21 protein-coding genes are annotated in these 26,927 nt (G+C 38.8%); 6 read left to right on the top strand and 15 right to left on the bottom strand.

Annotation, left to right across the window (positions count from 1 at the left end; translation table 11 throughout):
* Window positions 1-156 precede the first annotated feature (156 nt).
* The 7 genes from ACZ9EE_RS09240 to ACZ9EE_RS09270 form a co-directional block, all read right to left on the bottom strand.
* The gene (locus ACZ9EE_RS09240; protein ID WP_476026426.1) at window positions 157-3,072 is read right to left on the bottom strand and encodes a family 78 glycoside hydrolase catalytic domain; all 2,916 of its coding nucleotides are present in this window, start codon (window positions 3,070-3,072) and stop codon (window positions 157-159) included.
* A gap of 127 nt (window positions 3,073-3,199) precedes the next feature.
* Complete coding sequence (locus tag ACZ9EE_RS09245; protein ID WP_476026428.1) at window positions 3,200-4,492, bottom strand: MFS transporter; 1,293 nt, start codon at window positions 4,490-4,492, stop codon at window positions 3,200-3,202.
* A gap of 201 nt (window positions 4,493-4,693) precedes the next feature.
* Window positions 4,694-5,962 carry a glycoside hydrolase family 1 protein gene (locus ACZ9EE_RS09250; RefSeq protein ID WP_476026430.1) on the bottom strand — a complete coding sequence of 423 codons (1,269 nt, stop codon included), beginning with the start codon at window positions 5,960-5,962 and terminating at the stop codon, window positions 4,694-4,696.
* A gap of 154 nt (window positions 5,963-6,116) precedes the next feature.
* Window positions 6,117-7,133 (bottom strand): AraC family transcriptional regulator, encoded by a 1,017-nt coding sequence (locus ACZ9EE_RS09255; protein ID WP_476026431.1) that lies wholly within the window; start codon window positions 7,131-7,133, stop codon window positions 6,117-6,119.
* Window positions 7,134-7,437: 304 nt separating this feature from the next.
* Window positions 7,438-8,691, bottom strand: a complete 1,254-nt coding sequence (gene rhaA, locus ACZ9EE_RS09260) for an L-rhamnose isomerase (protein WP_476026432.1) — start codon at window positions 8,689-8,691, stop codon at window positions 7,438-7,440.
* 21 nt (window positions 8,692-8,712) lie between these two features.
* Window positions 8,713-10,131 carry a rhamnulokinase gene (gene rhaB, locus ACZ9EE_RS09265; protein ID WP_476026433.1) on the bottom strand — a complete coding sequence of 473 codons (1,419 nt, stop codon included), beginning with the start codon at window positions 10,129-10,131 and terminating at the stop codon, window positions 8,713-8,715.
* A 169-nt stretch (window positions 10,132-10,300) separates the two neighbouring features.
* The gene (locus ACZ9EE_RS09270) at window positions 10,301-11,503 is read right to left on the bottom strand and encodes an MFS transporter (protein WP_476026434.1); all 1,203 of its coding nucleotides are present in this window, start codon (window positions 11,501-11,503) and stop codon (window positions 10,301-10,303) included.
* A gap of 229 nt (window positions 11,504-11,732) precedes the next feature.
* On the opposite strand from ACZ9EE_RS09270, the gene ACZ9EE_RS09275 reads away from it, so the two are divergent.
* From ACZ9EE_RS09275 to ACZ9EE_RS09295, 5 genes are all read left to right on the top strand, one after another.
* Window positions 11,733-12,752 (top strand): AraC family transcriptional regulator, encoded by a 1,020-nt coding sequence (locus ACZ9EE_RS09275; protein ID WP_476026435.1) that lies wholly within the window; start codon window positions 11,733-11,735, stop codon window positions 12,750-12,752.
* Between the two features lie 186 nt (window positions 12,753-12,938).
* Complete coding sequence (gene dctA, locus ACZ9EE_RS09280) at window positions 12,939-14,192, top strand: C4-dicarboxylate transporter DctA (RefSeq protein ID WP_476026436.1); 1,254 nt, start codon at window positions 12,939-12,941, stop codon at window positions 14,190-14,192.
* Window positions 14,193-14,304: 112 nt separating this feature from the next.
* Window positions 14,305-14,982, top strand: a complete 678-nt coding sequence (locus ACZ9EE_RS09285) for a response regulator (RefSeq protein ID WP_476026437.1) — start codon at window positions 14,305-14,307, stop codon at window positions 14,980-14,982.
* Between the two features lie 29 nt (window positions 14,983-15,011).
* On the top strand, window positions 15,012-16,601 hold the full coding sequence (dcuS, locus tag ACZ9EE_RS09290; RefSeq protein WP_476026438.1) for a DcuS/MalK family sensor histidine kinase: 1,590 nt from the start codon (window positions 15,012-15,014) through the stop codon (window positions 16,599-16,601).
* Window positions 16,602-16,688: 87 nt separating this feature from the next.
* Window positions 16,689-18,086 (top strand): NAD-dependent malic enzyme, encoded by a 1,398-nt coding sequence (locus ACZ9EE_RS09295; protein ID WP_476032911.1) that lies wholly within the window; start codon window positions 16,689-16,691, stop codon window positions 18,084-18,086.
* 184 nt (window positions 18,087-18,270) lie between these two features.
* Here ACZ9EE_RS09295 and ACZ9EE_RS09300 read toward each other — a convergent pair whose 3' ends face one another.
* From ACZ9EE_RS09300 to ACZ9EE_RS09315, 4 genes are all read right to left on the bottom strand, one after another.
* Window positions 18,271-18,831 carry an MFS transporter gene (locus ACZ9EE_RS09300; protein ID WP_476026439.1) on the bottom strand — a complete coding sequence of 187 codons (561 nt, stop codon included), beginning with the start codon at window positions 18,829-18,831 and terminating at the stop codon, window positions 18,271-18,273.
* Window positions 18,832-19,222: 391 nt separating this feature from the next.
* Window positions 19,223-19,411 (bottom strand): hypothetical protein, encoded by a 189-nt coding sequence (locus ACZ9EE_RS09305; protein WP_476026440.1) that lies wholly within the window; start codon window positions 19,409-19,411, stop codon window positions 19,223-19,225.
* A 248-nt stretch (window positions 19,412-19,659) separates the two neighbouring features.
* Entirely contained in the window at window positions 19,660-20,622 is a 963-nt protein-coding gene (locus tag ACZ9EE_RS09310; protein WP_476026441.1) for an alpha/beta hydrolase fold domain-containing protein, read from the bottom strand.
* A 57-nt stretch (window positions 20,623-20,679) separates the two neighbouring features.
* Window positions 20,680-21,708, bottom strand: a complete 1,029-nt coding sequence (locus tag ACZ9EE_RS09315) for a quercetin 2,3-dioxygenase (RefSeq protein WP_476026442.1) — start codon at window positions 21,706-21,708, stop codon at window positions 20,680-20,682.
* Between the two features lie 196 nt (window positions 21,709-21,904).
* On the opposite strand from ACZ9EE_RS09315, the gene ACZ9EE_RS09320 reads away from it, so the two are divergent.
* Window positions 21,905-22,813: a LysR family transcriptional regulator gene (locus ACZ9EE_RS09320; protein WP_476026443.1), complete on the top strand. Its 909-nt coding sequence runs from the start codon at window positions 21,905-21,907 to the stop codon at window positions 22,811-22,813.
* Window positions 22,814-23,209: 396 nt separating this feature from the next.
* Here the strand turns inward: ACZ9EE_RS09320 and ACZ9EE_RS09325 are convergent, their stop codons facing one another.
* Genes ACZ9EE_RS09325 through ACZ9EE_RS09340 form a run of 4 tightly spaced genes read right to left on the bottom strand, consistent with a single transcriptional unit; the run spans window position 23,210 to window position 26,774 of the window.
* Window positions 23,210-23,653, bottom strand: a complete 444-nt coding sequence (locus ACZ9EE_RS09325) for a PNPOx family protein (protein WP_476026444.1) — start codon at window positions 23,651-23,653, stop codon at window positions 23,210-23,212.
* A 22-nt stretch (window positions 23,654-23,675) separates the two neighbouring features.
* The gene (locus ACZ9EE_RS09330; RefSeq protein WP_476026445.1) at window positions 23,676-24,860 is read right to left on the bottom strand and encodes an acyl-CoA dehydrogenase family protein; all 1,185 of its coding nucleotides are present in this window, start codon (window positions 24,858-24,860) and stop codon (window positions 23,676-23,678) included.
* Between the two features lie 19 nt (window positions 24,861-24,879).
* Window positions 24,880-25,839 (bottom strand): VOC family protein, encoded by a 960-nt coding sequence (locus ACZ9EE_RS09335; RefSeq protein WP_476026446.1) that lies wholly within the window; start codon window positions 25,837-25,839, stop codon window positions 24,880-24,882.
* The gene (locus ACZ9EE_RS09340) at window positions 25,836-26,774 is read right to left on the bottom strand and encodes a fumarylacetoacetate hydrolase family protein (protein WP_476026447.1); all 939 of its coding nucleotides are present in this window, start codon (window positions 26,772-26,774) and stop codon (window positions 25,836-25,838) included. The genes ACZ9EE_RS09335 and ACZ9EE_RS09340 overlap by 4 nt, the downstream gene beginning before the upstream one ends.
* Window positions 26,775-26,927: the final 153 nt, after the last annotated feature.

The following is a 26,927-nucleotide window of genomic DNA, read 5'->3' on the forward strand; positions in this document are numbered from 1 at the left end:
CCAAGGTATATTAACAAAAATCAAGATATATTAACAAGATTAGATACCATATTAACAAATTCCAGCTTATATTAACAAATCCCCTCAACCACCGCCAAAAAAGGCTGACCCAAAAGATCGTTGAATAGCGACTTTTTTTGGATCAGCCTCTTTAATCTATTCATTTACTGATACAGCTTCCATTTCCAGCATTTTCAACTCGGCAATAATGGTTTTAACCTTATCAACTGTTAGATTCGCCTCTTGTAATTCCGCCAATTCTTTCAAGCTCCTAGCTTTTGTTGAAAAAATAGCCGGTGGTTTTGTGATACCAGGGGCAAATTTCTCTATAACAGCAACTGCCTCACTATAATCTAGGAAATCAATAATTGGTGTATCTTCAGTAAAGCATGGTCTCAATTCACTCTCGTTTCGATATCTAAAGTGATAAGATCCAGAACCTACAGTAAGTCGTACACCCTCTATCGTTTCCCTGTATGAATGAATATCTCCTGAAACCAATGGTTTATTTCCTTCCAGAACGTCAGCAAGATGCGCTTTAGGCAGAAGAATCTCTGCGGTTGTATTAGCAGGAATTTCAACCTCTATTTCTACCATATCATTCGTAAGATGCCAAGATGATAAAATCCTTCCATACATGGATTCATAAGCAGCTTTTGCATGAGTGAACGAAATACCTGCAAATTTTGGTTCGATTTTTATTTTCTTATAGGCAGGTATTGCTGGATCCATATCAATCCCTGCTACGGCTTTATACATCCAATTACCGATAGAGCCGTAGGCGTAATGATTGAAAGAGTTCATTTGATCACTCCAGAATGAACCGTCTTGCTTAATGCTATCCCAGTGCTCCCAAACGGTGGTGGCTCCTTTTTTCACTTGGTACAACCAGGATGGGAAATCATCCTTCATTAATAATTTGACGGCTGTTTCATGGTAACCGCCTTTTGAAAGAGCTAAACTGATATACGGTGTTCCGACAAATCCTGTGTTCAGATGATAATCGTTTTGAATTAGTAATTGATTTAGCTCATAGGCTGTCCGTTCTTTGGATTTTACGTCCACAATATCAAACATAAGGGCAATGACATGGGCGGTTTGGGTTGGAGACACCAATCTGCCGGATGGCGAAACAAATTCATGATTAAATTGTTCGATAATTTTTTCCAATAAGAAACTATATTCCTGAACTTCCTCTGATTTCCCAAGGACCTCGGCCGCATCTCTTAGAATCCTAGTTGAATGGGCATAAAAGACGGTCGCTATAAAATCTCTTGCCGTGGCGCCAACAAAGCTATTTTCTTTCGCATCCAGGGCTAACCAATCACCGAAATGGAAGCCAGTGTTCCATAGATATTCATTCTTACCCTGCCTGCGGATATATTCTACCCATACCTTCATACTGTTATATTGTTCAGCAAGTACACGTTTATCTCCATAGGTCTGATAAACGGTCCATGGAATAATCGTCGCTGCATCCCCCCAAGCGGCAGAACCTTTTCCACCTTCTACATTCGGAATGACAAACGGTACATTGCCATCTGGAAGCTGATCAGCCTTTAAATCCCTCAGCCACTTTGTGAAAAATGGGCCTCCATGATAATTAAATAACGCTGTAGGAATGAAAACTTGGGCATCCGCCGTCCATCCCAGCCGTTCACTGCGCTGCGGGCAATCGGTCGGAACATCGAGGAAGTTCCCTCTTTGTCCCCAAACTATATTTTGCTGAAGCCGATTCACTAATGGATCTGAGCATTCAAATTCACCTGTTCGCTCCATGTCAGAATGGATAACCTCACCAACAAAGTTTTCAAGCGGCAAGCCGTTTTCCTGTCCTGGATATCCTTCTACTCTCACATATCGGAACCCTTGGAATGTGAAATGTGGAGCATAGGTTTCTGTATCATTACCTTTGGCAATATACTCTACTTTTTGTTTCGCAAATTTTAGATTGCCAAAGTAAATATTCCCTTCTTTATCAAGAACCTCGGCATGCCTTAAGACAATCCGAGTTCCTGCAGGGGCATTCACTTTGAATCGAATTCGACCGACCATGTTTTGCCCCATGTCTAGAACCGTATCACCAGCAGGTGTCACAAAAGCGTCTATTGGCTTTAGAACTTCTGTTACACGAGTAGGTACATTTTCTTGTGCCACCAATTGGGTAATAGGCATTTCTTGAATAATCGTGCCGGCCCAATCATGATCATTAAAGTTTGGGCTGGTCCAGTCATCTTGTTCAAGCCTTGCATCGTATGTTTCCCCATGATAGATTTCCGAAAATAAAATAGAAGCAGTTGAAGCTTTCCATGTGTTATCCGTTACAATGATCTCTTCTGTACCATCGTTAAATGTTATGTGAATTTGAAAGAAAGCCGCCCTTCTATCACCATATATATTCCGGTTATTTTCCCTGACCAGATTTCCTTTATACCAGCCGTCAGCAAGCATTATTCCAATCGCATTGGAACCAGCAAGAAACTGGTCGGTTACATCATAGGTCTGATACTGCAACCGGTTATGATAGCTCGTCCAACCGGGTGCGAATAGTTCATCGCCAACGCGATCTCCATTTAAATATAGTTCATACAAACCAACACCTGTACCATAGATTCGAGCTGAAGTAATACCGGGTTTTAAGGTGAATTCCTTTCTTAATAGAAAGGCAGTCTCGCTTAGCGGATCTATTCCTTCGGGATCTGGTGTAATCCATTCTGCCTTCCATTCTTTAGAAGATAACAGACTCGTTTCCCACCAAGCGGTTTCACTCCATGGTGTTTCGCGATCAAAATTGTCCCAGATTTTCACACGGTAAAAATACCTTGTTCGAGGCTTTAATTCGGGACCACCATATTCAATGTGAATAGATTCATCTGATTGAATAACACCTGTATCCCATATCGTTGTAGTGAAATCCTGATCATTGGCCGTAACTTGAAGTTGATATGCCTTTTGCATCGTTCCACGGAGGTCTGATTGGATTTTCCAGCTAATTCGAGGTCTTTTGATATCAATTCCTAACGGATTACTTCTATATTCACATGTTAATGTCTCTATTTTTAAAAGCGTCATTTTCTAATTCCTCTCAATCAATACTTCTTTTTTTATCTTGTAGATGACTTAAATACAATTGGGATGAATAATACCTAAGTACCATTCATCCCGATTTTTCTAAGTATTAAAAATTCGGTAGTTTCAATTAAACAACTATTTCATTAGAAGAGTCTTTGTTGCTTTCTATGCTGGAGCCCATTTCCGGTATTGGAAGTACAAATATCGCTGATAGAATGGAGAATACAGCTAGAACTAAGAAGAAAAGAGTATATCCATCTCCGCCAAACAGGCTTACTCCTAAACCGATTAAGGCAGGTGCTGCAAAAGTTACTAGTGTTGATGCTAAATTTGTAGTTGTATTCATAATCGAGATATCTTTTGCTGCATTCTCTTTGGATGGAAGAATACGGTTTACTAGTGCATTGTCAACTGCATTGTACATACCAAAACCAAAGTTGAAGATAAAGTTACCGACAATTACCCAAGTTACGCTAGGAGAGAAGGCAAATACGATTAAACATATTCCTGTTAGAATCGCTGCTCCGATAACAAAAGGCTTTTGTTTCTTTAACTTATCTGATAGGAACCCGCCAAGGATTCCAGCCCCAACCATCATCAAAATCGTCGGAGCCATTAGCCCCATAATTTTAAAGATTGCGGCTTCACCTAAGTGGAACCTTGCAATATAGAAAAGAGTTAACATCGTCGTACCGGCATTTGTAAAATAGATAAATAACTTTGTTAATAACGCCCAGGTATAGGAAGGGTGCTTTTTAAAATTTGGATAGAAACCTCTGATCCCAATTGACCTTTTATCACTTTTAGTTGTTACAGCAACATAGTTATCCTTAATAAGAAGGGCAGTTAACGCTCCACCAATTAGCTGGACAATTATCATAGTAATCATTTTCTCTTGTAGAGTAGAATTAGCAAAGACTCCCATAATCATTTGGCCGGTCATAACGAATGCAGGCGCCGCTGCACCAAGTAGTCCCGAAACTCGGCCAAACTTTTCCTGTTCTACTTGTTCAGGAACAATGGCGTAACATGAAAGCGAAACCATACCATAAAAGAAATTCACTAGGCATAAAGTAATGACAAACACTGGGATGGATGAAGCATATGTTAGACCTAACATACATAAGGCGCCACCAATACTTCCGGCAATAATCCAGAACCTTCTTCTTCCCATCTTTACTCGAGTTTTATCTGCAATTACTCCGCTAAAAAGTCCAAAAATGACAACGGCTATACCAGAGATTCCAGTAGCTGTAGCAAAGGCAGCGGTTGCATGTTCTTGTCCTACAATTTTAATAACAATAAATGTAGAAAGTCCAAATCCTAACAGTACTAATGGAGCGATCGAAGTACCTACACCCAGCATGGCTGCTATTAATAATCTTACAAAAGGCGTCTTTTTCATCATACTATTTTCCATTGGTTTAACCCCCTCTAATTTTAAAACAATAATTTAGTCAAACGCATGGGATCATATAAATACTTGTTTTTAATCCCCTCCTTTTTGATATTTCTATTTTAGCAAGCGTTTTCATTCAATTTAATGTTAAAACCAAAGCAGTATATTGCTCGATTCAAAGATATTGTCAGCCCCCGAGCCGGACCCCGGGAGCCAAAGATATTATTTCGATACTAAGGTGTTCATTTGGGCAATACTTCCTAAATAACGCGCACTTTCCTTTACTTTTCGTTCCTGTGTGGTTCGGTCTACTTCAATTAAGCCAAATTTCATCGAATAGCCTGATTGCCATTCATAGTTATCAAAAGTTGTCCAGTGAAGGTAACCTCTGACGTGAATCCCTTCGTCCAGACAAGCCTGCACGCCTTCTAAAGCTTTGCCGATAAATTCTACCCGTCGGGAGTCATCATCGGTTGCAATACCGTGCTCTGTAATCATAATTGGAATGGATAAATCTATAGAAACCTTGCGAATCACGTTAGCCAGCGCTTCAGGATAAAATTCATATCCCATTTGGGTAAGTTCCGCTCCATCGGCAGGCTTCACTTGTCCTTCTGGCCCATAAACCTCTCTGGTATAATTTTGCAGTCCGAAAAAGTCGTCCCCTTCTAACATCGGTAAATATTGTCTAAAATAACTGTGCCATTTTTGTGCGGCCAATTCCTCGCCACCGGGGATAGACTGAATATCTGATAAAGCCATAGACAGGCCAACTTTTGTATTTGGCTGTATCCTCTTAATTGCCTGACGTGCCTTCTGATGAGTTTCTTTTAATATATTGATAGAAGACTCATCTGAAATCATATGGAACGTGAAGTAATTTTCAATGGTTGTTCCACATAATTTTGCTGCTGACTCCCTCCATTTAGGAGCTACCCAAGCGTCTCTTTCAATTCCGACTGGAGGGATAAAACCAATTTTCGAGAAAATCTCACGCAACATAACTGGCAGGTTGATTTCATTCATTGTCAATGCGTATGGGATTAAATGCCCTATTTCTCGGAACACCACTTCACAATATTTCGCAAAACGCTCGGGAACTTCAGGACTTGCCCATCCTCCCAGTCTCATTAGCCATTTAGGTGAAGAAAAGTGATGCATAGCAACGACAGGTGTAATTCCATGTTGATAACATGTTTCGAGAACATCCCGATAATGCTCAATTGCAGAACGTGAATATTGCCCTGGTTCCGGTTCAATTCTAGACCATTCGATTGAGAACCGGTAGGTATTCAATCCTAGGCTGGCCATCAGGGCAATATCTTCTCGGTAAAGCCGATAATGATCAATCGTATCCCCTGATTTATCTTTATAAGGTGATCCCTCTGCATGTTCTTCCGCCCAGAAATCGCTGTTATAATTATTCCCTTCAACTTGGTAGGCTGCTGTTGTTGACCCCCAAAGAAAATTGGATGGAAAATGTAATTTCATTTTAAACACTCCTTGTTTACTTATATCCTGCTGATTACCTATATTTTAGCAAGCGTTTTCAAAATTTTTAATAGCAAAAACAAAGAGGTTTATTGCTCGAATCAAAGATTTATATTTTTAAAAAAAATAAAACCGCCGATGAGGCGGTTCAGGATTACGAAGTCTGTACTATATTTCTCGACTTGTCTTCTCGATATTCCTTGGGGGTCTGAAAGTAGATTTCATTAAATTTTTTATAGAAAAAAGATACGCTTGAATAGCCCACTTCTTCGGCAATATCAGGAATAGGCAGGTCTGAGTTTGTTAGATATAGCGAAGCCTTATTTAATCTTTGAATCTGGAGGAGATCTTTGAATGACTTTCCGGTAGCTTTTTTGAGTACAGCAGAAATATAGTTTGGATGATATTTATAGTGTTCGGCCATTTCCGTTAAACTGCAATCCTTAAAATGGTCATCAATATATTTTAGAAATTCAAGGACCATTGCATCCTTCTGCTTGATTTCGTCTTTTTGAGTGTTGTTTGAACTGTTACTATGGCGGATTAATTCGGTAAACAATATGAAAAGATAAGCATCAATCATTTCCGCCGTAAAAACGTCCTTTTCAAAATACTCGCACATAATTTGCTCCATAATTCCAACCACTTTTGAATGTACTTCAAAAGGAAAGAATAGGTAGTTATTTTCTCTTCGACTATCAATCAGGGAGTCAATTAAAAATTGTGAGATAATACTCTTATTAGTGAATCGGTTAAGGAACCCAGTTGATAAGTAATCATGCTTGAGTTTCATCTCAATCACGATATCAGTTTTCGATATCTCTTTTATTGTATGAGGGGTGTTCTTATCAATCATGATGGTTCCGCCCTCAGTTAGTTTTATTTCGTGATCCTGCATGATAACTGTGCATTTCCCTTTGTAGACGTATACTAATTCAATATACTGATGAATATGCATAGGGACTTGAGCGGCAACAGGACACTGGGATATAAAGATGTTATCTTCAATTGGATTTATTGTGGGATCAAAGATCATATTGAAATTATATACAGGCGCACCATTTACCACATTTACCGGTTCTGGATTATAAGTGTTTTTTATAACATTCCAATCCGGTGCCTCTCTGGTGTTGTTATTTTGTAGGAAAGATTGCAAATCAACACTATTCATATGACCCCTCCTATTAAATCTGAACTTAACTTTATTATGTAAGGTATTTTTGTATTAGGCAATAACCGCCTTTTTTATAGTCTATGAATCGAATTGGTAATGCATTTTCAATTAATGTAGAATTCCCTCGATATTATGTAGAATTCTTTCGTTTATTTGTAGAATAACTTAAAACTCCGTAGAATTCTTCTTTATTTCGCAGAATTCTTCAATTTTTTGTAGAATCCCTTCTTTTTCCTAAAAAAGAAGACCCAAAAAGGAGTCTATCATTCTCCTTTTTTGAGTCTTCCCCTAATAAATCCACTTATCGCTTTAATAAAACCTCTTGCTCATATGCCTTTACTTCCTCTAACCAAGATTCTCTTACTGGAACGCCCATTTTTTCACAATAGTAATCCCAAACTGCACCAAATGGATAGGTTTTAAATTCTTCCATTAACGCTAATCTTTCAGTGAAGTTTCCTTCTTCTTGAAGCTGTTTCAAATACTCATTTGGTACCAACAGAGCTGATAATAATGCCTTGATCATATTGCGTGTACCGATTGTCCATGCAGCTACACGGTTAATGCTGGCATCAAAGAAATCAAGTCCGATAATAACACGGTTTAACGCATCATTACGTACGATCTCTAAGGCAATCTCTTTTAATTCATCATCAAGAATAACAACATGGTCACTGTCCCAACGTACAGGTCTTGATACATGCAGTGCAAGCTTTTCACTAAATAAAAGCATGGATGAAATTTTATTGGAAACTGTTTCTGTTGGATGATAGTGTCCTGTATCCAATAAGCACAGCTTATCATTTTTCATAGCATAATTTAGATAAAATTCATGAGAACCAACAACATAAGATTCTGAGCCAAGTCCAAATACCTTACTTTCGACTGCATCCAGATTATATTTTTCATCTACTTCAACCGCAAAAATCTTATCTAATGATTCTTTTAATCTTTTTCTAGGAGTCAAACGGTCACTTGGAATATCCTTGTAGCCATCTGGAATCCAAATGTTTGTTAATGCTGGTGTACCTAATTCTTTACCGAAGTACTCACCAATTTTCCGGCTGCCAATGCAGTGATTGATCCAGAATTCGCGAATTTCTTCGTTTGGATGAGAAAGTGTCAAGCCATCATCTGCCTTAGGGTGTGAAAACAACGTTGGGTTGTAATCTAATCCTAACCCATTTTCCTTTGCCCATTTCACCCAGTTTTCGAAGTGCTTTGGTTCTAATTGATCTCTTTCGACTACTTCTCCATTTGTTTCTGCATAAATCGCATGTAAATTGACGCGGTGTTTACCTGGAATCAAGGAAAGTGCTTTTTCTAAGTCAGCCCTTAATTCTTCAGGTGTTGACGCTTTACCAGGATAATTCCCAGTAACGGAAATCCCGCCAGATAATTCTTTTTGGTTTACCTCAAATCCGCCGATATCATCGCCCTGCCAGCAATGAATCGAAATCGGAACATTTTTTAACGTTTCGATTACTTGATCAACATTAACTCCCCATTTTTCATAAGCCTTTTTAGCAAGTTCGTAGTTTTCTTGAACAGACATGTATATACTTCCTCTCCAATGTTAGTTAGTAATAGGTGCAGTTGGTAAATATTTTTTTACCTCGAATGATTTTTTAACAATCGTACGAGCTTCCTTTATATCTTGTATTTCATCAAGGGCCATTAACTGGGCCACGATATTGCCGATGGCAGTCGCTTCAACAGGTCCTGCGTATACTTCTTTCTTCGTTATATCAGCCACAAGTTGATTCAACATTTCATTCTGACAGCCGCCGCCGATGACATTGATTTTATCAAATCTCTTTTCAAATATTTCTTCAATTTCGTTAACGGCATCCTGATAGCTGACTGCTAAACTATCATATACACATTTAGCGACTTCTCCAGGTGTGCTAGGAATCGGCTGTCCTGTTTCCACACAATAATTCATGATTTCCTGGATCATATTTTCTGGTTTTAAGAAACGGTCATCATTGACATTCACAATGGCCGTAAAGTCTTTCGCTTCTTTAGCTAAATCGACTAGCTCGGCAAAAGAATATTCGTTATTGTAGTTGCGTCTTACCTCTTGGATCATCCAAAGACCCATAATATTTTTTAAGAAACGGTATTGATAATCGATTCCGCCCTCATTCGTGAAATTATAGTCCAGTGCCTTTGTTACACAGATAGGAAAGTAGTTTTCTACACCGATCAACGACCATGTACCTGAACTGATATAAATCGTCTCATTTTCTTCAGGTACCGCAATAACGGCTGAACCCGTATCATGTGTTGCCGGCAGAATGACTTGAAGGTCAAAGCCTAACTCTGAAACTAGTTCTTCTGTTAACGCGCCAAGAACGGTCTTAGGTGTCTTAATTTCCTGGAACATTTCTTTATTAATACCTAATAGATCCAATAAGTCATGGTCCCACTTTTTTGTAAAAGCATTAACTAGCTGCGTAGATGTAGCATTGGTGTATTCGTTTGCTTTTTTTCCTGTAAGTAAATAATTGAAGTAATCCGGAATCATTAAGAATGATTTTGCTTGATCTAAGACTTCTGGTGAATTTCGTTTAATCGAATACAATTGATAGATCGTATTAAACTTTTGGAACTGAATGCCTGTTTCTAAATACAGACGCTCCTTTATGATTTTTTCAAAAACCTGTTCCATCATTCCGTCTGTTCTTGGGTCACGATAAGAAACGGCCTCCGTTAACGGTTGGTCCTTTTCATCCAATAACACAAAGTCAACGGCCCAGGTATCGATTCCGATACTATCAGGTTTGATGCCAAGTTCATGGCACTTTTTTAACCCATTTTTGATTTCTATAAAAAGCTGGTCTGCCTCCCAGCAATAGGAGTCACCTTTTTTAACAATTTGGTTTTCAAAGCGATGAATTTCTTCTAGTTTTAATATCCCATTTTCTAGGTAGCCTAAATTTAGCCGGCCGCTTGATGCACCAATATCTACTGCAATACTGTATTTTGTCATTTTTATCACCTCTCGGTTGGAAACGCTTACTGATATCTCTATCTTACTAGAAAATAAGGATTTTCCTATAACTTAATTCGACCAATTTATTGTCCTTATTTGCATCTGCTTTTTTTCATACATACAAAAAATCACCACAGAATTTTTCTGTGGTGTTGTCATTTAAGTATTACTTTTTTAACCTATATACTCCCCATATAATAAAACCTAGAACAATCATTATTCCTCCAGTCAAGCAGACTCCTTGCCACTGCCACATATTCCAAGCATAACTGCCCAGCGATGAACCAAGTGAACCGCCAAGGAAGTAGGTTACCATAAATACGGTGTTCAACCGGCTTCTAGCCTCTGGAACTAAGCTGTATATTCTTGTTTGATTTGAGACCTGTGCCCCCTGTACACCAAGGTCTAAAAGAATAACTCCGATGATCAATCCCCATACAGTAGACCCCAATAACCCGAAGAATAGATAGGATAATAAAGTGACGAGAATGAACATACCAACCATAGATTTTGGACTGAACCGATCGGCTAACCGTCCGACAAAGGGTGCTGCAGCCGCCCCAACAACTCCTACTAAACCAAATAAGCCGGTCACTTGACTTCCAAAATAATACGGAGCACCCTCAAGATAAAACGCGAGCGAAGTCCAAAATACACTAAAGCCTCCAAACAGCAGTGCTCCGACTAAAGACGCTTCCCGTAAAGTTGGCTGACTTACAATTAAATTTCCTATGGACTTTAACACTTGGCGGTACGTCAGCGTTGCTTCCGGATAACTTCTAGGCAAGAAACGGTGCAAAATAATCGCTAATGCTAACATTAAAACGGCAGCAAGCCAATACATTGCGCGCCAGCCAAAGCTTCCGCCTATAAAACCAGATATGGTACGTGCGAGGAGAATTCCAAAAAGCAGTCCACTCATTACACTTCCAATCACTTTTCCTCTTTCAAGCGGCTCAGCCATTTGCGCCGCAAGCGGGATAATTACCTGAGGTACAACCGTGGTAATCCCAACTGCTAGACTAGCTACATAAATCCAGAGAAGATTTTGAGCTGCAGCCACCCCAATAAGGGATACCGTTACAGCTGCTAATAAAATCGTAATAAGCTGACGGCGCTCTTTCATATCTCCTAATGGAACAAATAAAAACATACCAATTGCATAACCAATTTGTGTAAACATTGAAATGTTGCCAACTTGATGAGAGTTAGCATGGAATGTATGCCCCATATCAGCTAAGAGCGGCTGATTGTAATAAAGATTCGCAACCGCCAGCCCACAGGTGACCGACATCAGTAAGACTAGTCCCTTTGTTAATGTTTGCCCCTGGGGTTTATTCATTTCTATACCGGTTGATTGGTTTGACATCTGTAATTCCCCTATTCTGAATCTCTCTTTATTTTATATCTCATTATTTTACTCTACCGCCATAGGGAAATTCCATTTTCATGTAATCCAAGAAACTTCACTACTCTTCTCTTACCGGAAACACATGCATAAATACTTTTAATAGAGCTGCTTTATAATGGAATAGAAAATTGATAAACTATATATTAACTAACGAAATTAATCTTTCAGCAAAAGAGGGTGATTTAATATGGATACTTCTATTATCGAGAAACAATTGATGGGAATGAGTGACTATGAAAAAAAGTATTCGGGTACACCTGAACACCCCAGACATTACTCCCACTTAGAAGACTCAGAACTAACCTTATCTAAGGGCATTCAAGCACCTGACATTGTTCCTGTTGATTATTTTTTTAATCCTGATCAAAATGTAGTATTTTTAAAACACCCTCGTTTTATCAAATTTACCGAACATAGACATTCATTTATTGAGATGAACTATGTTTATTCAGGTACATGTAAACAGCATATTAACGGCAAAGAGGTACTCCTAAACGAAGGAGATCTCTGTTTACTTGATACAAATGTTACACACGGAATTGAAAGTGCCTCCGAAAATGATATTATAATCAACATCATGATTCGAAAAAGCTATTTTGATTCCACTATGCTTCAAAGACTTTCAGGAAATGATTTATTAACCGACTTTTTCGTTAATGCCATTTACCAGCAAAAGAAAGATAGCCGATATATCATATTTCCTAAGGGGTCCAACAATCGACTTAAAGAAATCATCATCCAGGCATTGGGAGAATTCTTTCATCCGCAGCTTTGCTCGAATGAGGCCATCAATTCTTATATGTTGTTAATCTTCACAGAGCCTTTAAGAATTTATAATAGCTATTCTAAAGACAGAGAAGAATCAACCTTTAAGAAAGCGATTATCTCGGAGATTCTAAGTTTTATGGAACAAAATTATCAGGCGATGACACTAGAACAAACGGCTGAGAAGTTTCACTTTCATCCAAATCATCTAACAAGATTACTAAAAATCAATTTAGGAAAGACATTTATTGAATTATCACATCAGTTAAAAATAAAAAATGCCTGTACACTGCTCAATTACACCGATTTAACCATTGATCAAATCGCTAATAAAGTCGGGTATACCAATATTACCTTATTCTATAAATCATTTAAAAAGATTCATGGTGTTACCCCCGCTGAGTATCGCAAAAAGAACCACGAAAGCCCTACTCCTTTGTAGACTTTCGTGTTTTTTGTTTCTACCTAATTTGTGAACAATTTGTGACCAAAATCACCAAAAAGAACGATATAACCAAAATATTGTCAGACTATTCTCGAAAATCTATACTTCAAATAGAGTTTCCACCATCTTTGGGCTACTTTACTTTGTAAGTGTTTACAATTTTATGAGAGTAGGGGATTACAATTGAAAATCAATTTTAAAAGTTTGACAACGCAAGTTTTAATCGCAATCGTTCTTGGTATTATTTTTGGTGCTATATTTCCAAAAGCAGGTGCAGATTTAAAAGTTTTATCAGATATCTTTGTTAAAATGATAAAAATGGTGATTGCACCCATTATCTTCTTAACTATCGTCGTCGGAATTGCTGGCATGGGGGATATGAAAAAAGTCGGTAGAATCGGAGGAAAAGCATTACTTTATTTTGAAATCGTTTCCACTATTTCCTTGGCGATAGGGATCCTCTTTGCTACCATTTTCAAACCCGGTGCAGGGGTAAATGCACATAGTGCAAAAGGAGACATTACCCAATTTACTAAACAAGCGGCCGAAGGAAGCCATAGTTTCATGGATTTTATCATGGGAATCATTCCTGATAACTTCTTGGGAGCAATGGTAAACGGGCAGCTATTACCGATTCTCTTCTTAGCCGTTTTATTCGGAATTGCCTTATCTGGTCTTGGTGAAAATGGAAAAATCGTCCTAAACCTATTTGAGAAATTGTCAGATACTTTCTTCCGGATTGTAAATCTTATTATGTACTATTCTCCAATAGCAGCGTTTGGTGCAATTTCCTATACCATTGGCGAATTCGGTATTGGTTCCCTCGTGTCCCTTGGAAAATTGTTCGGGTTAACTGTTTTAGCTATGGTAGTGTTTATTGTTGTAGTGTTAGGCAGCATTGCTAAGTTCTATCGATTTAATATTTTTAAGTTTATCAGTTATATCAAAGATGAAATCTTTTTAGTATTAGGCACATCATCGTCTGAATCAGCTCTACCTAAATTGGTTGAAAAACTAGAAAATTACGGTTGTTCGAAGTCTGTTGTAGGTCTGGTTGTTCCTACTGGCTACTCTTTTAATCTAGATGGGACATCTATTTATCTTTCTATGGCTGCCCTATTCATTGCGCAAGCTTTTGGAGTTCACCTAAGCTTTGGTCAGGAGGTCACACTACTTGGTGTATTAATGCTTACCTCAAAAGGCGCCGCTGGTGTAACAGGTTCCGGGTTTGTTACTTTGGCAGCAACCCTGGCTGCCTTCCCAAGCGTACCCGTTGAAGGTATTGCCCTTCTTCTTGGAGTTGACCGTTTTATGTCCACCGCACGTGCTCTTACAAACCTAATTGGTAATGGTGTCGCCACAGTTGTGGTATCGAAAATGGAAAATGAATTCGATGAGAATGTTACGGCTAAGCAATCTATTAGTCAAACAGCCTAACCTCCTGCAAAACTAGATAAAAGTCCTCAGCCACGAAAATCGTGGCTGTTTCTTTGAGGATAGGAAAAAAAGTAGGTTATAATGGTAGAAAAGATATCAAAGGAGAAAAGTCATGGAGCCAATCAAAGTCTTGATTGTCGAGGATGATCCGATGGTCATGGAGATTAATGCTCAATTCGTTTCCAAGCTTCCTGGCTTTAAGTTAGCTGGAAAAGCTTTCACTGGTAAAGAGGCTATTTTCTTAATCAAAGAAGAAAAGCCAAATCTCGTTTTGCTAGATTTCTTTTTACCAGACACAAATGGACTTGCTTTGTTACAAACCATTAGAAATAACCATTATCCTTTAGACGTCATACTCTTAACAGCCAATCGTGATCCACAACATATCCAAGAGATTTTTCGAGCAGGTGTGATAGATTATATTGTCAAGCCATTCCGATTTGACCGTTTTCAAACAGCACTTGAGCAATATCGTCAAACATTTAAAAAATACAAGGAAAATAAGCCCTTTGAGCAAGCAGATTTGGATGCATTGATGGGAGTTAAACTTAAAGGAGACGAGTCTGAGGAATATTTGCCAAAAGGGTTGAATGACAGAACCCTACAGCAAATAGTACATTATTTAAATGGACAAGCTGAACCTCTTTCTTCTGAAGATGTTGCCGCAGGAATTGGCTTAGCACGTGTTACTGTTCGCCGTTATTTAGATTATCTAGAGAAAAAAGGTCAGATTGTAATGGAAATTCAATATGGTTCCGTTGGCCGTCCCATGAATAAGTACAGGTTATAGCCTTTAATAAAAAGAAAAGAGGGGTTCCTGTGCGAAATAAAATACCTAGGTTTCGTCTTCAAACAACTATAACCATTTTAGTCTGCGGGGTTGTAGCTCTAGCTTTATTTGTTACCGATTTACTTATAAGTAACGAAATTGGGCAATCAACTGAAAAAAATCAATCAGAAAAAGCAATGAATATCGCAAGGATGATTGCTCATTCTCCCCTTGTATTGGAAGCGCTGCAACAAAAAAAGGATGAGCCTGCTATTCAAAACTATTCAAACGAAATGGTAAAAATCACTAACGTCGAATTTATTGTTGTCATGGATATGAATGGGATTCGGAAATCTCATCCTAGTCCAGACAAAATCGGTCAACGATTTGTTGGTGGTGATGAAGGCCCTGTTCTCCATGGTCATGAGAAAACCTCCATTGCCAAAGGAACATTAGGGTATTCTTTAAGGGCCTTTACTCCAGTATTCACAGACAATGGAAAACAAATCGGCGCTGTTGCGGTGGGAATTTCTCTCAATAAGGTAAAACAGGATGTTAGAAATAGCAAAAAAGTCATTTATCTTGCTGTTATTTTTGGCGTTATAATAGGAGTAATTGGCGCTATTATTCTAGCAAACAAAATAAAGAGAAGTATGTTTGGCCTTGAACCTTTTGAAATAGGAAAATTACTTGAAGAGAGAAGTGCCATGCTTCAATCTACTAAAGAAGGGATCCTAGCTGTTGATCAAGAGGCCCGTATTACATTGATTAATAATGAAGCGCTTCGTTTATTTGAAGAAGCTGGAATTACAGACAATCCTGTTGGCCGCTTAGTTGATCAATACCTGCCTCAACTTCAATTAAAAAATGTTTTGGAAACAGGAAAACCAAGACTGAATCTAGAAATTGATTTATCAGGTATTACCCTTTTTGCAAACCAATTGCCGATTTTTGTCGGAAATCAGATGGTTGGTGCCATTACTACTTTTCGTAATAAAACGGAAATTAATAAGCTAGCAGAAGAGCTTACTGGGATTAAACTTTATGCGGAAGCCTTAAGGGCCCAGTCCCATGAATTTATGAACAAGCTTCACGTTGTTTTAGGATTAGTTCACCTGCAGCAATATGAAAAACTTGCCGATTATATAGACCAGATCTCTGATCATCTTCAAAATGAAGTCGGTTATATTATCAGTAAAATAAAAGACCCAGCACTAGCAGGGTTTATTCTAGGAAAAATTAGCTATGCGAGAGAAATGGGCGCAGATCTTTCTTTTTCAGTAGAAGGGATTTTACCTGAACCAGTCTTGCCTGAAACCACTCATGAATTAATCACGATTATCGGAAATTTAACTGATAACGCTTTAGAGTCTCTTTCAGACCAAGAGAATAAGAAGGTATTCATTCACTTTGACTATTACGATCATGAGCTTTTAATTGAGGTTGCGGACACTGGTCCTGGAATAGACAAGAATTTGGTTGAACAGGTATTTTTGAAAGGGTTTTCTACAAAAGGGAAAGATCGAGGAATTGGCTTATCTCTAGTTAAATCCAGCTTAGAAAAGATTCACGGCCAAATTGAGCTTTCAACAGAGGCAGGTAAAGGAACGAGATTCACTGTTACTCTCCCCTACTACTAAAGGGAGAACTAACAATTATATAAAATATATGGATTTAGGGAGTGGGTTAATTTGTCAATCGGAACAGGTACAAGCACACACATTATTATGCGCTTACAATTGGATGTAGAGGTTTTTTCATTTGCTGAAATTGCCAGCTGTATTAGTAATGCAGGCGGCGATATCATTGGGGTCGATGTGATTTCATCAAATAAAACACATACGGTACGCGATATAACCGTAAATGTCCATGGACTAAAACATAGCCAGCTTCTTGGTGAATTGATTGCCAAGCTTAAAGGGGTCAAGGTGATTCAAATCTCCGATCGTACCTTCCTCATGCATCTAGGCGGAAAAATTGAGACAGCGCTTAAAACTAGGATTAAAAACCGTGAGGACTTGGCAAGGGTCTATACTCCTGGTGTCGCTAATGTCTGTACCGCAATAGCAGAGGAACCAGAAAAAGCCTACTCATTAACGATCAAGCGGAATACCATTGCCGTCATTTCAGATGGTACGGCCGTCCTTGGTCTTGGTAATATTGGACCGGCTGCAGCAATGCCAGTTATGGAAGGAAAGGCGATGCTTTTTAAGCAATTAGCAAATGTTGACTCTTTTCCCATCTGCCTTGATACAGAAGATACAGAGGAAATAATCCGTACCATTAAAACGATTGCACCTGCTTTTGGAGGGATCAATTTAGAAGATATTTCAGCACCAAGGTGTTTTGAAATAGAGGAAAGATTAAAGAAAGAGCTCGATATCCCAGTTTTTCATGATGATCAGCATGGAACGGCAGTTGTGCTTCTAGCCGGGCTGTTAAATGCACTAAGAATCACTAACAAAAATATTGAAGATATCAAAGTGGTCTTCACCGGAATTGGAGCAGCTGGTATTGCCTGCACGAAAATTCTCCTGTCCGCAGGGGTTCGAAATATAATTGGGGTTGACAGACATGGTGCTATTCACCGTGATGTTCAATATGACAATAAGTATTGGAATCACTATGCCGAGATAACTAACCCAGATAATCTTAAAGGTTCATTATCCGAAGTTATTAAAGGGGCTGACGTATTTATCGGCGTATCTGCACCAGGAATCTTGACAGTAGAAGATATTAAAAGCATGGCAAAGGATCCAATTGTGTTCGCCATGGCAAACCCAGAACCTGAAGTCGATCCTGAAATAGCGGAACCCCACGTAAGGGTGTTAGCTACTGGCCGGTCAGATTATCCAAATCAAATCAATAACGTTCTTTGTTTTCCAGGAATTTTCCGCGGCGCCCTCGACTGTCGGGCAAGTGAAATTAATGAAGCCATGAAGGTCGCTGCTGCTAAAGCCATTGCTTCTGTTGTTACGGACGAGGAATTGAGTGAATCTTATATTATTCCGAGTGTTTTCAACGATAGAGTAGTAGAAAAAGTTCGTGCCGCTGTTGTCAAAGCCGCGCATGAAACAGGTGTCGCACGGAAAGAGCTTCGGGCAGCAAATTTAGTCAACGTTTAAGCTGTTATTTACCTTTAACGCCTAAAAATATTTATAGGGACAGCCTCTAGTTCTTTCAAAATTAGAGGCTGCCCTATTGCTTTTATACTTAAGTTTTTAACATTTTATTTTACAGTACTCAATTAATTTGTATTCGATTTTTATTCGTCCCGAACCCGTCATGAATTGAATTCTTCTTTCCTCTTCATAGTAATGTAGATCTGCATACCCTTTTTCGGACACATATTTCTTTAGATCTTGAATACAATCGGGATTTACATTTGTTAATAACCATAATAGCGAGCGGGCTCACAAGTCCATAAATCCCAGAAGCAGTCCCACGTTTGTTTTCCGGCACTTGATCGGGAATTAATGCGGTGATGGCCGTACTCATAAAACTAAACAAGAGTTTGGCTAGTGCCCAAAATAATAAGACCATTGTAAAGGATTTAGCAGCCCCCACTCCGTATAGTGCAGCAGCTCCACCTATTGAACCAATCAATATCCAAGGACGTCTGCGTCCTAATTTCCATGTGGTCCTATCACTGATCACCCCTGCCAAATATTGACTTAAAATACCAATTATACCTGTGGTTAGACAAATGATACTAAAGTTTTTGGTAACGTTAGCAGGGTCAAGCATAGCCAGTTTTACTGTAAGCAAAAATGCTAAAGGTGTAATGAGTGCGAGATTATAACCAAAGCTTCCAATTGAAACACCGGCAATTAAACGAGGGAAAGGTGTTTTGATTACATTGGATTTCATTTTTTTACCTTCTTTCCTTTTTCATTTTTAATTATTGAAAGCGCTCCCATCACTAGTTTAAAGGAGGCTCTAATCGATAACTATAGCCATATGTGACTTAAATACTATCCATTTCAAACATAAGTTATTAAAATAGTCTGTATTTCACATAAAAAGACCTCTAAGTTGCTTGTCCATGGATAGTTACGATTTATCCTAAAAACTAAAAAAAACCACGGATTAAATCACGTGGTTTCCTTTATATTCTATAATTCTCCATTCATATCGGGACGATCATAAAAAAGAGCAAGCAGTTGATTCCACACTGTTTGCCCTTAAATAAATATTTTTCTATTTTTTAATAATTGAAGATTTGGGCAACTAAAAGTAGACAGTGTTGATCTCGAAGGCTCTAAGTAACCCGGATTTTACCAACTCTTCTATTTCGATTACCATCTTTACTATTCTGTGCTCTTTGAGATGTAGGAGTACCTGAGAATGATATGAGTCCAGCTTTAAACAGGGCATATCCGATAAAGGTAGCAAAGATCGTACTTCCGATCAGAAAACAGATGAATCTTCTGCCAACATTGCTTAACATATTTTCACCTCTTTAACCTCTCATTGATGATAAATATGATGAAATCATCCTTTTTATGTCGTCCTCAAGTTCAAATTAGTTTTATTATGAAATGTCATTAATTTTTTTCTAATTTAAACACAAGTTTTACGATTTTTCCAAGGTAAAGGTCGTTTATAACTTTCAGAAAAGCAAAAATCCGCTCTCTTATGTTAATAAAAGAATCGACGCATTTCTGAATTGGATTCGTTAATTCATTAAGATTTATACTATATATTATGAAGAATAGTGTGTTCGAAAAACTCCTCGATTCTATCAAAAATGAAAAGAGTCGTTTCTTCAACAATCTCCTCTACCCCATTCTTTGAGGCATAATACGTCGCTTCCCTTGGACCAGCTTCATCTAAATTGGTTCGATTTAGAAATCCATGGCCCAGCCCTTTAATAAGATAAAGTGATACATTATTCTCCTTATCTGCTAATTCCTGATATAATAACTTACTTTGATGTGCAGGAACTGCTACATCACTTAGCCCATGCATAATTAGAAACGGCGGAAGCCCTGATTGTACATACGTTAATGGATTTGCTTCCTTCACACGTTCAGGACATGTTAAAATTGGTTCTCCTAAAAATAACGATTCAAATGAATCAGGGTCAGAGGTTTTTTTATCCTTTGGAATCTGGACTGACTCAGGATCTTCTTCGATAATTCCATATAACTCTCGTTGTTGATCGATTTGCAGAAAATCAACTGGACCATATCCGATTACCACCGCTTGAACCTCACTTGTCATTTCAGGATAAAGAGGATTTTCTCCGATCAATTGATTAGGTTGAGTTGTTGCAGCAAGTGCGGCAAGATGCCCTCCTGCCGATGAACCCCAAAGACCTATTTTATTACGATCTAAACCATACTCCCCTGCGATGGTTCTAACCCACCTAATGGCTGTTTTTACATCATGAATTTGCGCTGGAAAGATTTCCTCATCACTTAGCCGGTAATCAATACTTACCATCGCATAGCCTTTGCTCGCAAAATATCGGGTGAAATCTGGCCCTAATTTTCGATCCCCAAAGCGCCATCCCCCGCCATGCAGCCAAATAATCACTGGCAGAGGCTCTTTTTTCACCTTGGGTAAATATACATCAGCTAATAACTGTCTTCCATTTCTCTCCGCGTAAACGAGATCTGTGATAATTTCTACAGTATGAGCGACTAACTTTTCCAATGAATACCCCTCCTTTAAAGATGCAATTTTTACCTAATGATAGTCTTCTTGTCACTATTAATCTTTTGCTGGACGACCGCCAAGCACTTTCAGGTCAAGAATATCTAAATTTTGCAGTACTCGATCAAAACGGAGCGGAGCAGGCTCGCTCGGGAAAATATAATCATCATAAACATCTCCAAGAGTACGGAAAAATGGCTCGAATAGACCAGTCGCGAGGATACCAATCATTTTTGTGTAATGAGAATCCATTCTATAAGAATGAACCGTGTTAGCAGGGACATGTAGAAAATCTCCAGGACTTAAAGTAATTTCTTCTCCATTTGCCCACAATGTAACCTGACCTTCAATACAGAAAAAAATTTCTGTATGCTCTTCATGATAATGTTCAGGAATCGCTTCACCTTTAGGGCCTTCTGAAACAACAAAAATAAACTCACCATCAGAATTGGTTTGGGTAGTCATCAAGGTATGAAGTTGATCACCTGTAACTAAGCGAATGCCCTCTCCTGTTTCAAGGACATATGGAGTAACCTCTTCAGGGACTTCCCCATTTTCTACTAATTGTGATGTAATAAGCACTTGTTTTTCAAAGAAGAATTCTACATCTGCAATACTTGAGGCTTTCTCATATTTTTCAATGGATGGTTCATTCATTGCCATTGGAGGATGTACAAATCCTTCATAGGGCTTGCCAATAACGGAATACAGTTGTGATACATTTCCTTTCGAAGTAAAAGATAAAACCTGAGTTCTATGGCTGAGCATTTGATAGCTGTGTTCCGTACCAGCCGGAATAAATGCATAGTTTCCTTCTGTAAGTAAATATTTCTTATTAGCAATCACTAGCTCAAGCCGCCCATGAAGGATATAGATGCCTTCATGACTATGTAAATGTTTATGCGTTGGGAATGAGTCTCCCTTTCCTCCTGAAAGAATGACCATTTCTACTAAATTTTCCGTACTATTTCCATTTGCAATAATAGTAGCTAATTGTCTGCCAAATAGATATCGTTCCCCTTCCCCATTTCTTAACAAATACGGTATCTTGTGATCTGGCAGTATATTCATAAACAAGTTACTCACTGTAATCCTCCTCTGTTTCTAACCTTTTTAATCTAGTTAATTGATAAGTTACCTAGTTGGTACCGCTAACTTCAAGACATAGTATATGGTAGAATAGCAAAGGTGAGAAATATAACTAATCGTTCACAGTTATACCTTTTTTTCATATAGGTAATTTGCCACATATACATATTCAACTAGAAAGGAGATATTACCTATGGATCTTAAACAATTGCGTTACTTTGTTTCTGTTGCGGAACGATTGAATTTTACCGAGGCAGCAGCGGAACATTTTGTTGCTCAATCCGCGATTAGTAAACAAATCTCTAATCTTGAAGAACTTATAGGAGTTCAATTATTTATAAGAAATAGAAGAACGGTTCAATTAACGAATGCTGGGACCCAATTATTAAAAGATGCCAAAACGGTTATAGCCCATTATGAAGAAGCCATAAGTAACGCAAGGCTCGCAGGTAATGGACTATCCGGAAATATTAAAATTGGGTATTTAGGACTTGAAAAAATCTTTTTACCTAAACTTATTAATCAATTTACGAAGAAATATCCAGATGTAAATATAGAGTTAATTCAATATACAAGAGATACACTAAATGCCTCTTTAAAATTAGGAGAAATTGATATTGGTTTTACACTGTCATTATCGATTGAAAAATTTCCCGAAATCATTTTTAGAAAAATATCAAATATACCCTTTAATGTTGTTTTGCATAGTGAACATCCTCTTGCCAATCACAAAAAAATTAGTATTTCTTCGATTGCATCTGAACCCATTATTGTGATGAATCATGAAGTATCTCCAGATGGTTTTCAACATATTTCAGAACTCTTTAAAAAACACGGTTTATCTCCAAACATTGTCAGCGAAGGTTCTCATTTTGAAACGGTATTACTTATGATTGAAGCTGGCATCGGTATATCTATACTTCCTAAAGCCAGTGCGAATCCTCCTTCCACTCTTCGCTTTATTGAATTGGAAGAAAAAATTGAAGAAATCGACTTTATTATTGCTTCGAATCGGAATAATCGTAATCCTTTCATTTCTTTATTTACAAAGGAATTTGAATATTTTATGAACAGCCAAGAAGATGGACTAGTTTTCACCTAAAAAAATCCACGCTATTAAAAAGGCGTGGATTTACTTATTATTTACCCTTTAAAGATAGTACATGAATCTCTCGAAGCCCTTAATGAATTGGTTCAGATGTCTAGTTAATTAAAGCGATTACATTCAGCTGCATTCATTATGTTTCGAACGTAATCGGTGGAGCTGACAAATCGTTCTCATTTTTAGTTATTTTTACAGGCGCAGTCTCCTTAAGAAGTAGAGATAACAAGAACGAATAACGCCAATTGGATGCGGATGCAATAATTCCAACACTTCCTTATTAATAGATTTGAGGATAGAAAAAAGGAGCATTTAAATAGTCATTAACTATTGATGCTCCTTTTTCTAGTTGATTTATTGGTTTTTCAAGTTGTTTGTAACACAGTTTTTTTCCCTTTAGCTTAGAAGCTCGTAAACTTCGGTATCTAATTTCTTGGCTAGTTCCGGGTTATACGTTTTTTCATATTCGGGTTCAACCGTCACCTTACCACCATAAAACATCACATTTTCCACTTCTTCTACATCAATGGTAACCACACAAAACTTCATTGTCTTCTCGATTACTTCGGAAACAGCAGCTCTTCCACGCACTGAATAGCAGCTTCCTTCGGCAATCATTCCCACGATTACAGTAGGATTGTTTAGGATATTTGTAATACTGGATGCTTTATGACCAAGAGCTACCTTTATTTGAGTGCCCTCCGGGTTCGCATTTACCCATGAGACAACACTTAGCTGAGGCAGTTTTGTTTCTGCATCCACGGTAATTAATGAAACCATCTTTTCTCCCTGCAAAGAAGAAGCGAGCTCAGGGCTCAGACGGTCTAAAGTTTTGGTCATAATCCATCTCTCCTTCTCTCTTTTAATATTCCACTTTTACCGGAATACCTAGTTCAAGCTTTCCGAATAGTTCTCCAACCCAATCAAAATTGAAGGCGGTATGCTGTGCTCCGGCGTGAATATCCCGCCAAAACTGTTGCAGTGGGTGGCTTTCTGCAGAGGCTGCCGCACCGCTGCTGGTGTAGATGGATTCCATTGCTTCTGTACACATTTCTGCGCAATAAGCATAATTACAGCGTAAGCGTACTCGTTCCGGATAATCAAGGACCCGGCCGGACTCCACTAGTTCTAAGGATTTATGAAGAAGGGCGTCCGCTGCTTCAATTTTCGCCGCTACCTTTGCCAGACGAATTTGTTGATGGGTTAAGTTTGCGACTGCTCCTCCACCCCTAGCTTTATTTTTCCCAATAACCTGGTCCCGCCAAATGGCATAAGCTCCTTTGGTTGCACCAAGAATGACGGATAAAAGCGTAACCGGCATAACAGCTGATAATTGGATACGGTAAAGTGGTGCTGTATTAGAATCCATTCCAGGTGATATCCCATGAAGATTCCATGGCTCTATCTCCATTGTTCGGTATTTTGGAACAAAAACGTCTGTTAACTGCAATAAATTACTGCCAGTTCCTCTCATACCAATGACTCGCCAAACATCAATCACTTTTAGATCGCTTTTCGGAACGAGGAAATACAAGACTTTGGTTTCGTCTCCCTCTTCAGAAACCGGCGCCGGGGCACTAATCATGACCCAATCACAGTGATTGATCCCCGAGGAGAATCCCCATTTACCGCTTAGTTTATATCCACCATTTACACGGCTAATCGTTGCATCAGGACTCGGATTAATCGATGTAGCAAGACATGCATCAGGATTGTTTTGCCATACATCTGATTGCGCGCGATTTGGAAAAAAAGCCAGCATCCAGCTGTGCAAAACTAGAAGTGAATAGCACCAGCCTGTAGAAGCATCGCCTTTTGATACTTCAATTGCTGTATCCGCTAATGTCTTCCAATTAAGTTCGTGACCGCCCCAGCGGCTCGGAACCAAAGACCGAACTAAGCCTGATGAAATGAATTCTTGGATTGTTTCAGGTGGCTGATGTCTTAGTTGTTCACCAAGGTTTGGCCTCATTCGTAGGGCAGCAGACAATTCTTTCGCACGCTCGACCGCTTCTTCATATGTGAACTTATTTAATACTTCATTCATTTTCTCATCCTCCTCAGGTTTATTTGTCAATGTTCGGTGTCCCATATGTGTGGAAAGTGGATGGAAGCGGTGTTCCCCATGCTAACCCTTTTTTTCGTTCTTCCGGGGTCCAAGTTACCGTTTCCCAATCTGGTGTAAAGATGAGAAAACCGCCCGAGCATACCTCAATTCGATTACCTCCAGGCTCATACACGTATACAAACATGGTTTGACCTGCCACATGTTTATTAGGAGGTGCTTCAATGAAAATTCCATTATCTAAAAATACATCTGCTGCCCGGAGAACCATATCGGTACTCTCTACTTTAAATGCAGCATGATGAAAACGTCCTTGTTCACCTGATTTATCGAGGGAAATAGCCAGATCATATGATTTATTCGTAACATGAAGCCAAGCGGTTGTTTGTTTGCCTTCATCGGTTATCGCCTGCTCACTTAATCGAAAACCAAGGTGATTTCGATAAAATGTGCTGTCGGCATCGACATTGGAGCTGAACAAATTAATATGATCCAGCTGCGTTATGCTTGCGCCTCTTGCCGAAAACCTTTGAGGCTGATTTTTCAAACCAGGCTTTAAGTGATCGGGTGTTACATATTTATCTGCTTCATAAAACACTTCTAAAACATGCCCATCAGCATCGGTAAATTGGTACGATTGGCCGTGTCCGTAATCTCCATCTGTCCAGCCAACCCCGTATCCACTTTGCTCAATATCATGAACCCGTCGCTCAAGTGCTTGTTGTGAATACGTCCTTAACCCAACATGACCTAGACCAGGCTGACTTGCTTCTGTCAGCTTCAAGCTGTATAGTTGCTGATCCCCCCAGCCGCGAAGAAAGAGCGATTGTCCTTCTCGATGGACGATCTCCATTCCGAGTAGGTCACGAAAAAATTCTAAACTCTCAGCTGGTTTTGGTGTTAACAATTCAATATGTGCCAAGTAGGCAATATCTCTTATAGGTTCATGATTGGAGGTCATGCTTCAGTCACCTCCACGATGGTTGTCTCAATAGCACCAATACCGGCGATTTCAACCTTTACCCTGTCACCATGCTGTAAAAACTTATTTTGTGCCTCCCCGACTCCACCAGGTGTACCAGTCAGGACAATATCCCCTGGCTCCAAAGTAACAATGCCTGATAAAAATTCAACAAGGTGATTGACATTGAACAACAGCTGTTCTGTATTGGACTTTTGTCTTACTTCTTCGTTAACTGTTAAAGAAATGTCGAGGCTGTGCGGATCCGGTATTTCATCCTTTGTTACTAAAACCGGACCAAGTGGAAGACTCTTATCTAATGTCTTACCTTGCAGCCATTGGATGGTTCGTTTTTGCATGTCGCGGGCCGTGATATCATTAGCAACCGTATAGCCGAAAACATATTCCAAAGCATCATCATATGAAATGTCTTTTCCTTCTTTCCCAATGACAAACGCTAATTCTGCCTCGTAATCTAGCTTTTTGGTTAAGTTTGAATTTAGCGGGAAGGTATCGTTTGGACCGGAAATGGCCGTAGCAAACTTGGCAAAAATCACTGGGTGGACTGGGAAGTCGCGCTTCATTTCAAGAATATGATTCTTGTAATTTAGTCCAACGCAGATGATTTTATTCGGTTTCAATACGGGTGCCCCGATTTTGACATTTTCTTTTTTATAAATGGCGGAAGACTGTGCGGCATTTTCAAGGGCATATGATACAGCCTCTTTCGCCGTCTTTAAAGCCATGTCGCCATTTGCAATAAATTCTGTTGGTTCGGCCGGTAGTAAAGCGTTTGCAATTTCACTTACTCTTTGCTGACCATTTAGCTTTAAAAGCTCGATATAGGCTTGCTGTGGGTCTACAATGGTATTTTCGTCGACTAGAATGCCGAGTCGTAAAGGCTTATTGTTTGTGGAATAGGTTAGTAATTTCATGGGATCTCCTCCTCGTATGTTTAGAACACTTCAACGTGTTTTTGTCTTAAGTTAATCATAAGATAGAGTTAATTTTTTTTGAAATACACATATTGCATTTCAGAAATCATGATTTTCGATAAATTGTACTTTATTTAAGAATTTGGTTCATTC

It is taken from the genome of Bacillus sp. URHA0034 (genome assembly GCF_056280405.1).

Bases quoted from the DNA above. Each gene is read 5' to 3' on its own strand.
- ACZ9EE_RS09240 (WP_476026426.1), bottom strand. From the start codon at position 3,072: ATGACGCTTTTAAAAATAGAGACATTAACATGTGAATATAGAAGTAAT.
- ACZ9EE_RS09245 (WP_476026428.1), bottom strand. From the start codon at position 4,492: ATGGAAAATAGTATGATGAAAAAGACGCCTTTTGTAAGATTATTAATA.
- ACZ9EE_RS09250 (WP_476026430.1), bottom strand. From the start codon at position 5,962: ATGAAATTACATTTTCCATCCAATTTTCTTTGGGGGTCAACAACAGCA.
- ACZ9EE_RS09255 (WP_476026431.1), bottom strand. From the start codon at position 7,133: ATGAATAGTGTTGATTTGCAATCTTTCCTACAAAATAACAACACCAGA.
- rhaA (WP_476026432.1), bottom strand. From the start codon at position 8,691: ATGTCTGTTCAAGAAAACTACGAACTTGCTAAAAAGGCTTATGAAAAA.
- rhaB (WP_476026433.1), bottom strand. From the start codon at position 10,131: ATGACAAAATACAGTATTGCAGTAGATATTGGTGCATCAAGCGGCCGG.
- ACZ9EE_RS09270 (WP_476026434.1), bottom strand. From the start codon at position 11,503: ATGTCAAACCAATCAACCGGTATAGAAATGAATAAACCCCAGGGGCAA.
- ACZ9EE_RS09275 (WP_476026435.1), top strand. From the start codon at position 11,733: ATGGATACTTCTATTATCGAGAAACAATTGATGGGAATGAGTGACTAT.
- ACZ9EE_RS09285 (WP_476026437.1), top strand. From the start codon at position 14,305: ATGGAGCCAATCAAAGTCTTGATTGTCGAGGATGATCCGATGGTCATG.
- ACZ9EE_RS09295 (WP_476032911.1), top strand. From the start codon at position 16,689: ATGCGCTTACAATTGGATGTAGAGGTTTTTTCATTTGCTGAAATTGCC.
- ACZ9EE_RS09300 (WP_476026439.1), bottom strand. From the start codon at position 18,831: ATGAAATCCAATGTAATCAAAACACCTTTCCCTCGTTTAATTGCCGGT.
- ACZ9EE_RS09305 (WP_476026440.1), bottom strand. From the start codon at position 19,411: ATGTTAAGCAATGTTGGCAGAAGATTCATCTGTTTTCTGATCGGAAGT.
- ACZ9EE_RS09320 (WP_476026443.1), top strand. From the start codon at position 21,905: ATGGATCTTAAACAATTGCGTTACTTTGTTTCTGTTGCGGAACGATTG.
- ACZ9EE_RS09325 (WP_476026444.1), bottom strand. From the start codon at position 23,653: ATGACCAAAACTTTAGACCGTCTGAGCCCTGAGCTCGCTTCTTCTTTG.
- ACZ9EE_RS09330 (WP_476026445.1), bottom strand. From the start codon at position 24,860: ATGAATGAAGTATTAAATAAGTTCACATATGAAGAAGCGGTCGAGCGT.
- ACZ9EE_RS09335 (WP_476026446.1), bottom strand. From the start codon at position 25,839: ATGACCTCCAATCATGAACCTATAAGAGATATTGCCTACTTGGCACAT.
- ACZ9EE_RS09340 (WP_476026447.1), bottom strand. From the start codon at position 26,774: ATGAAATTACTAACCTATTCCACAAACAATAAGCCTTTACGACTCGGC.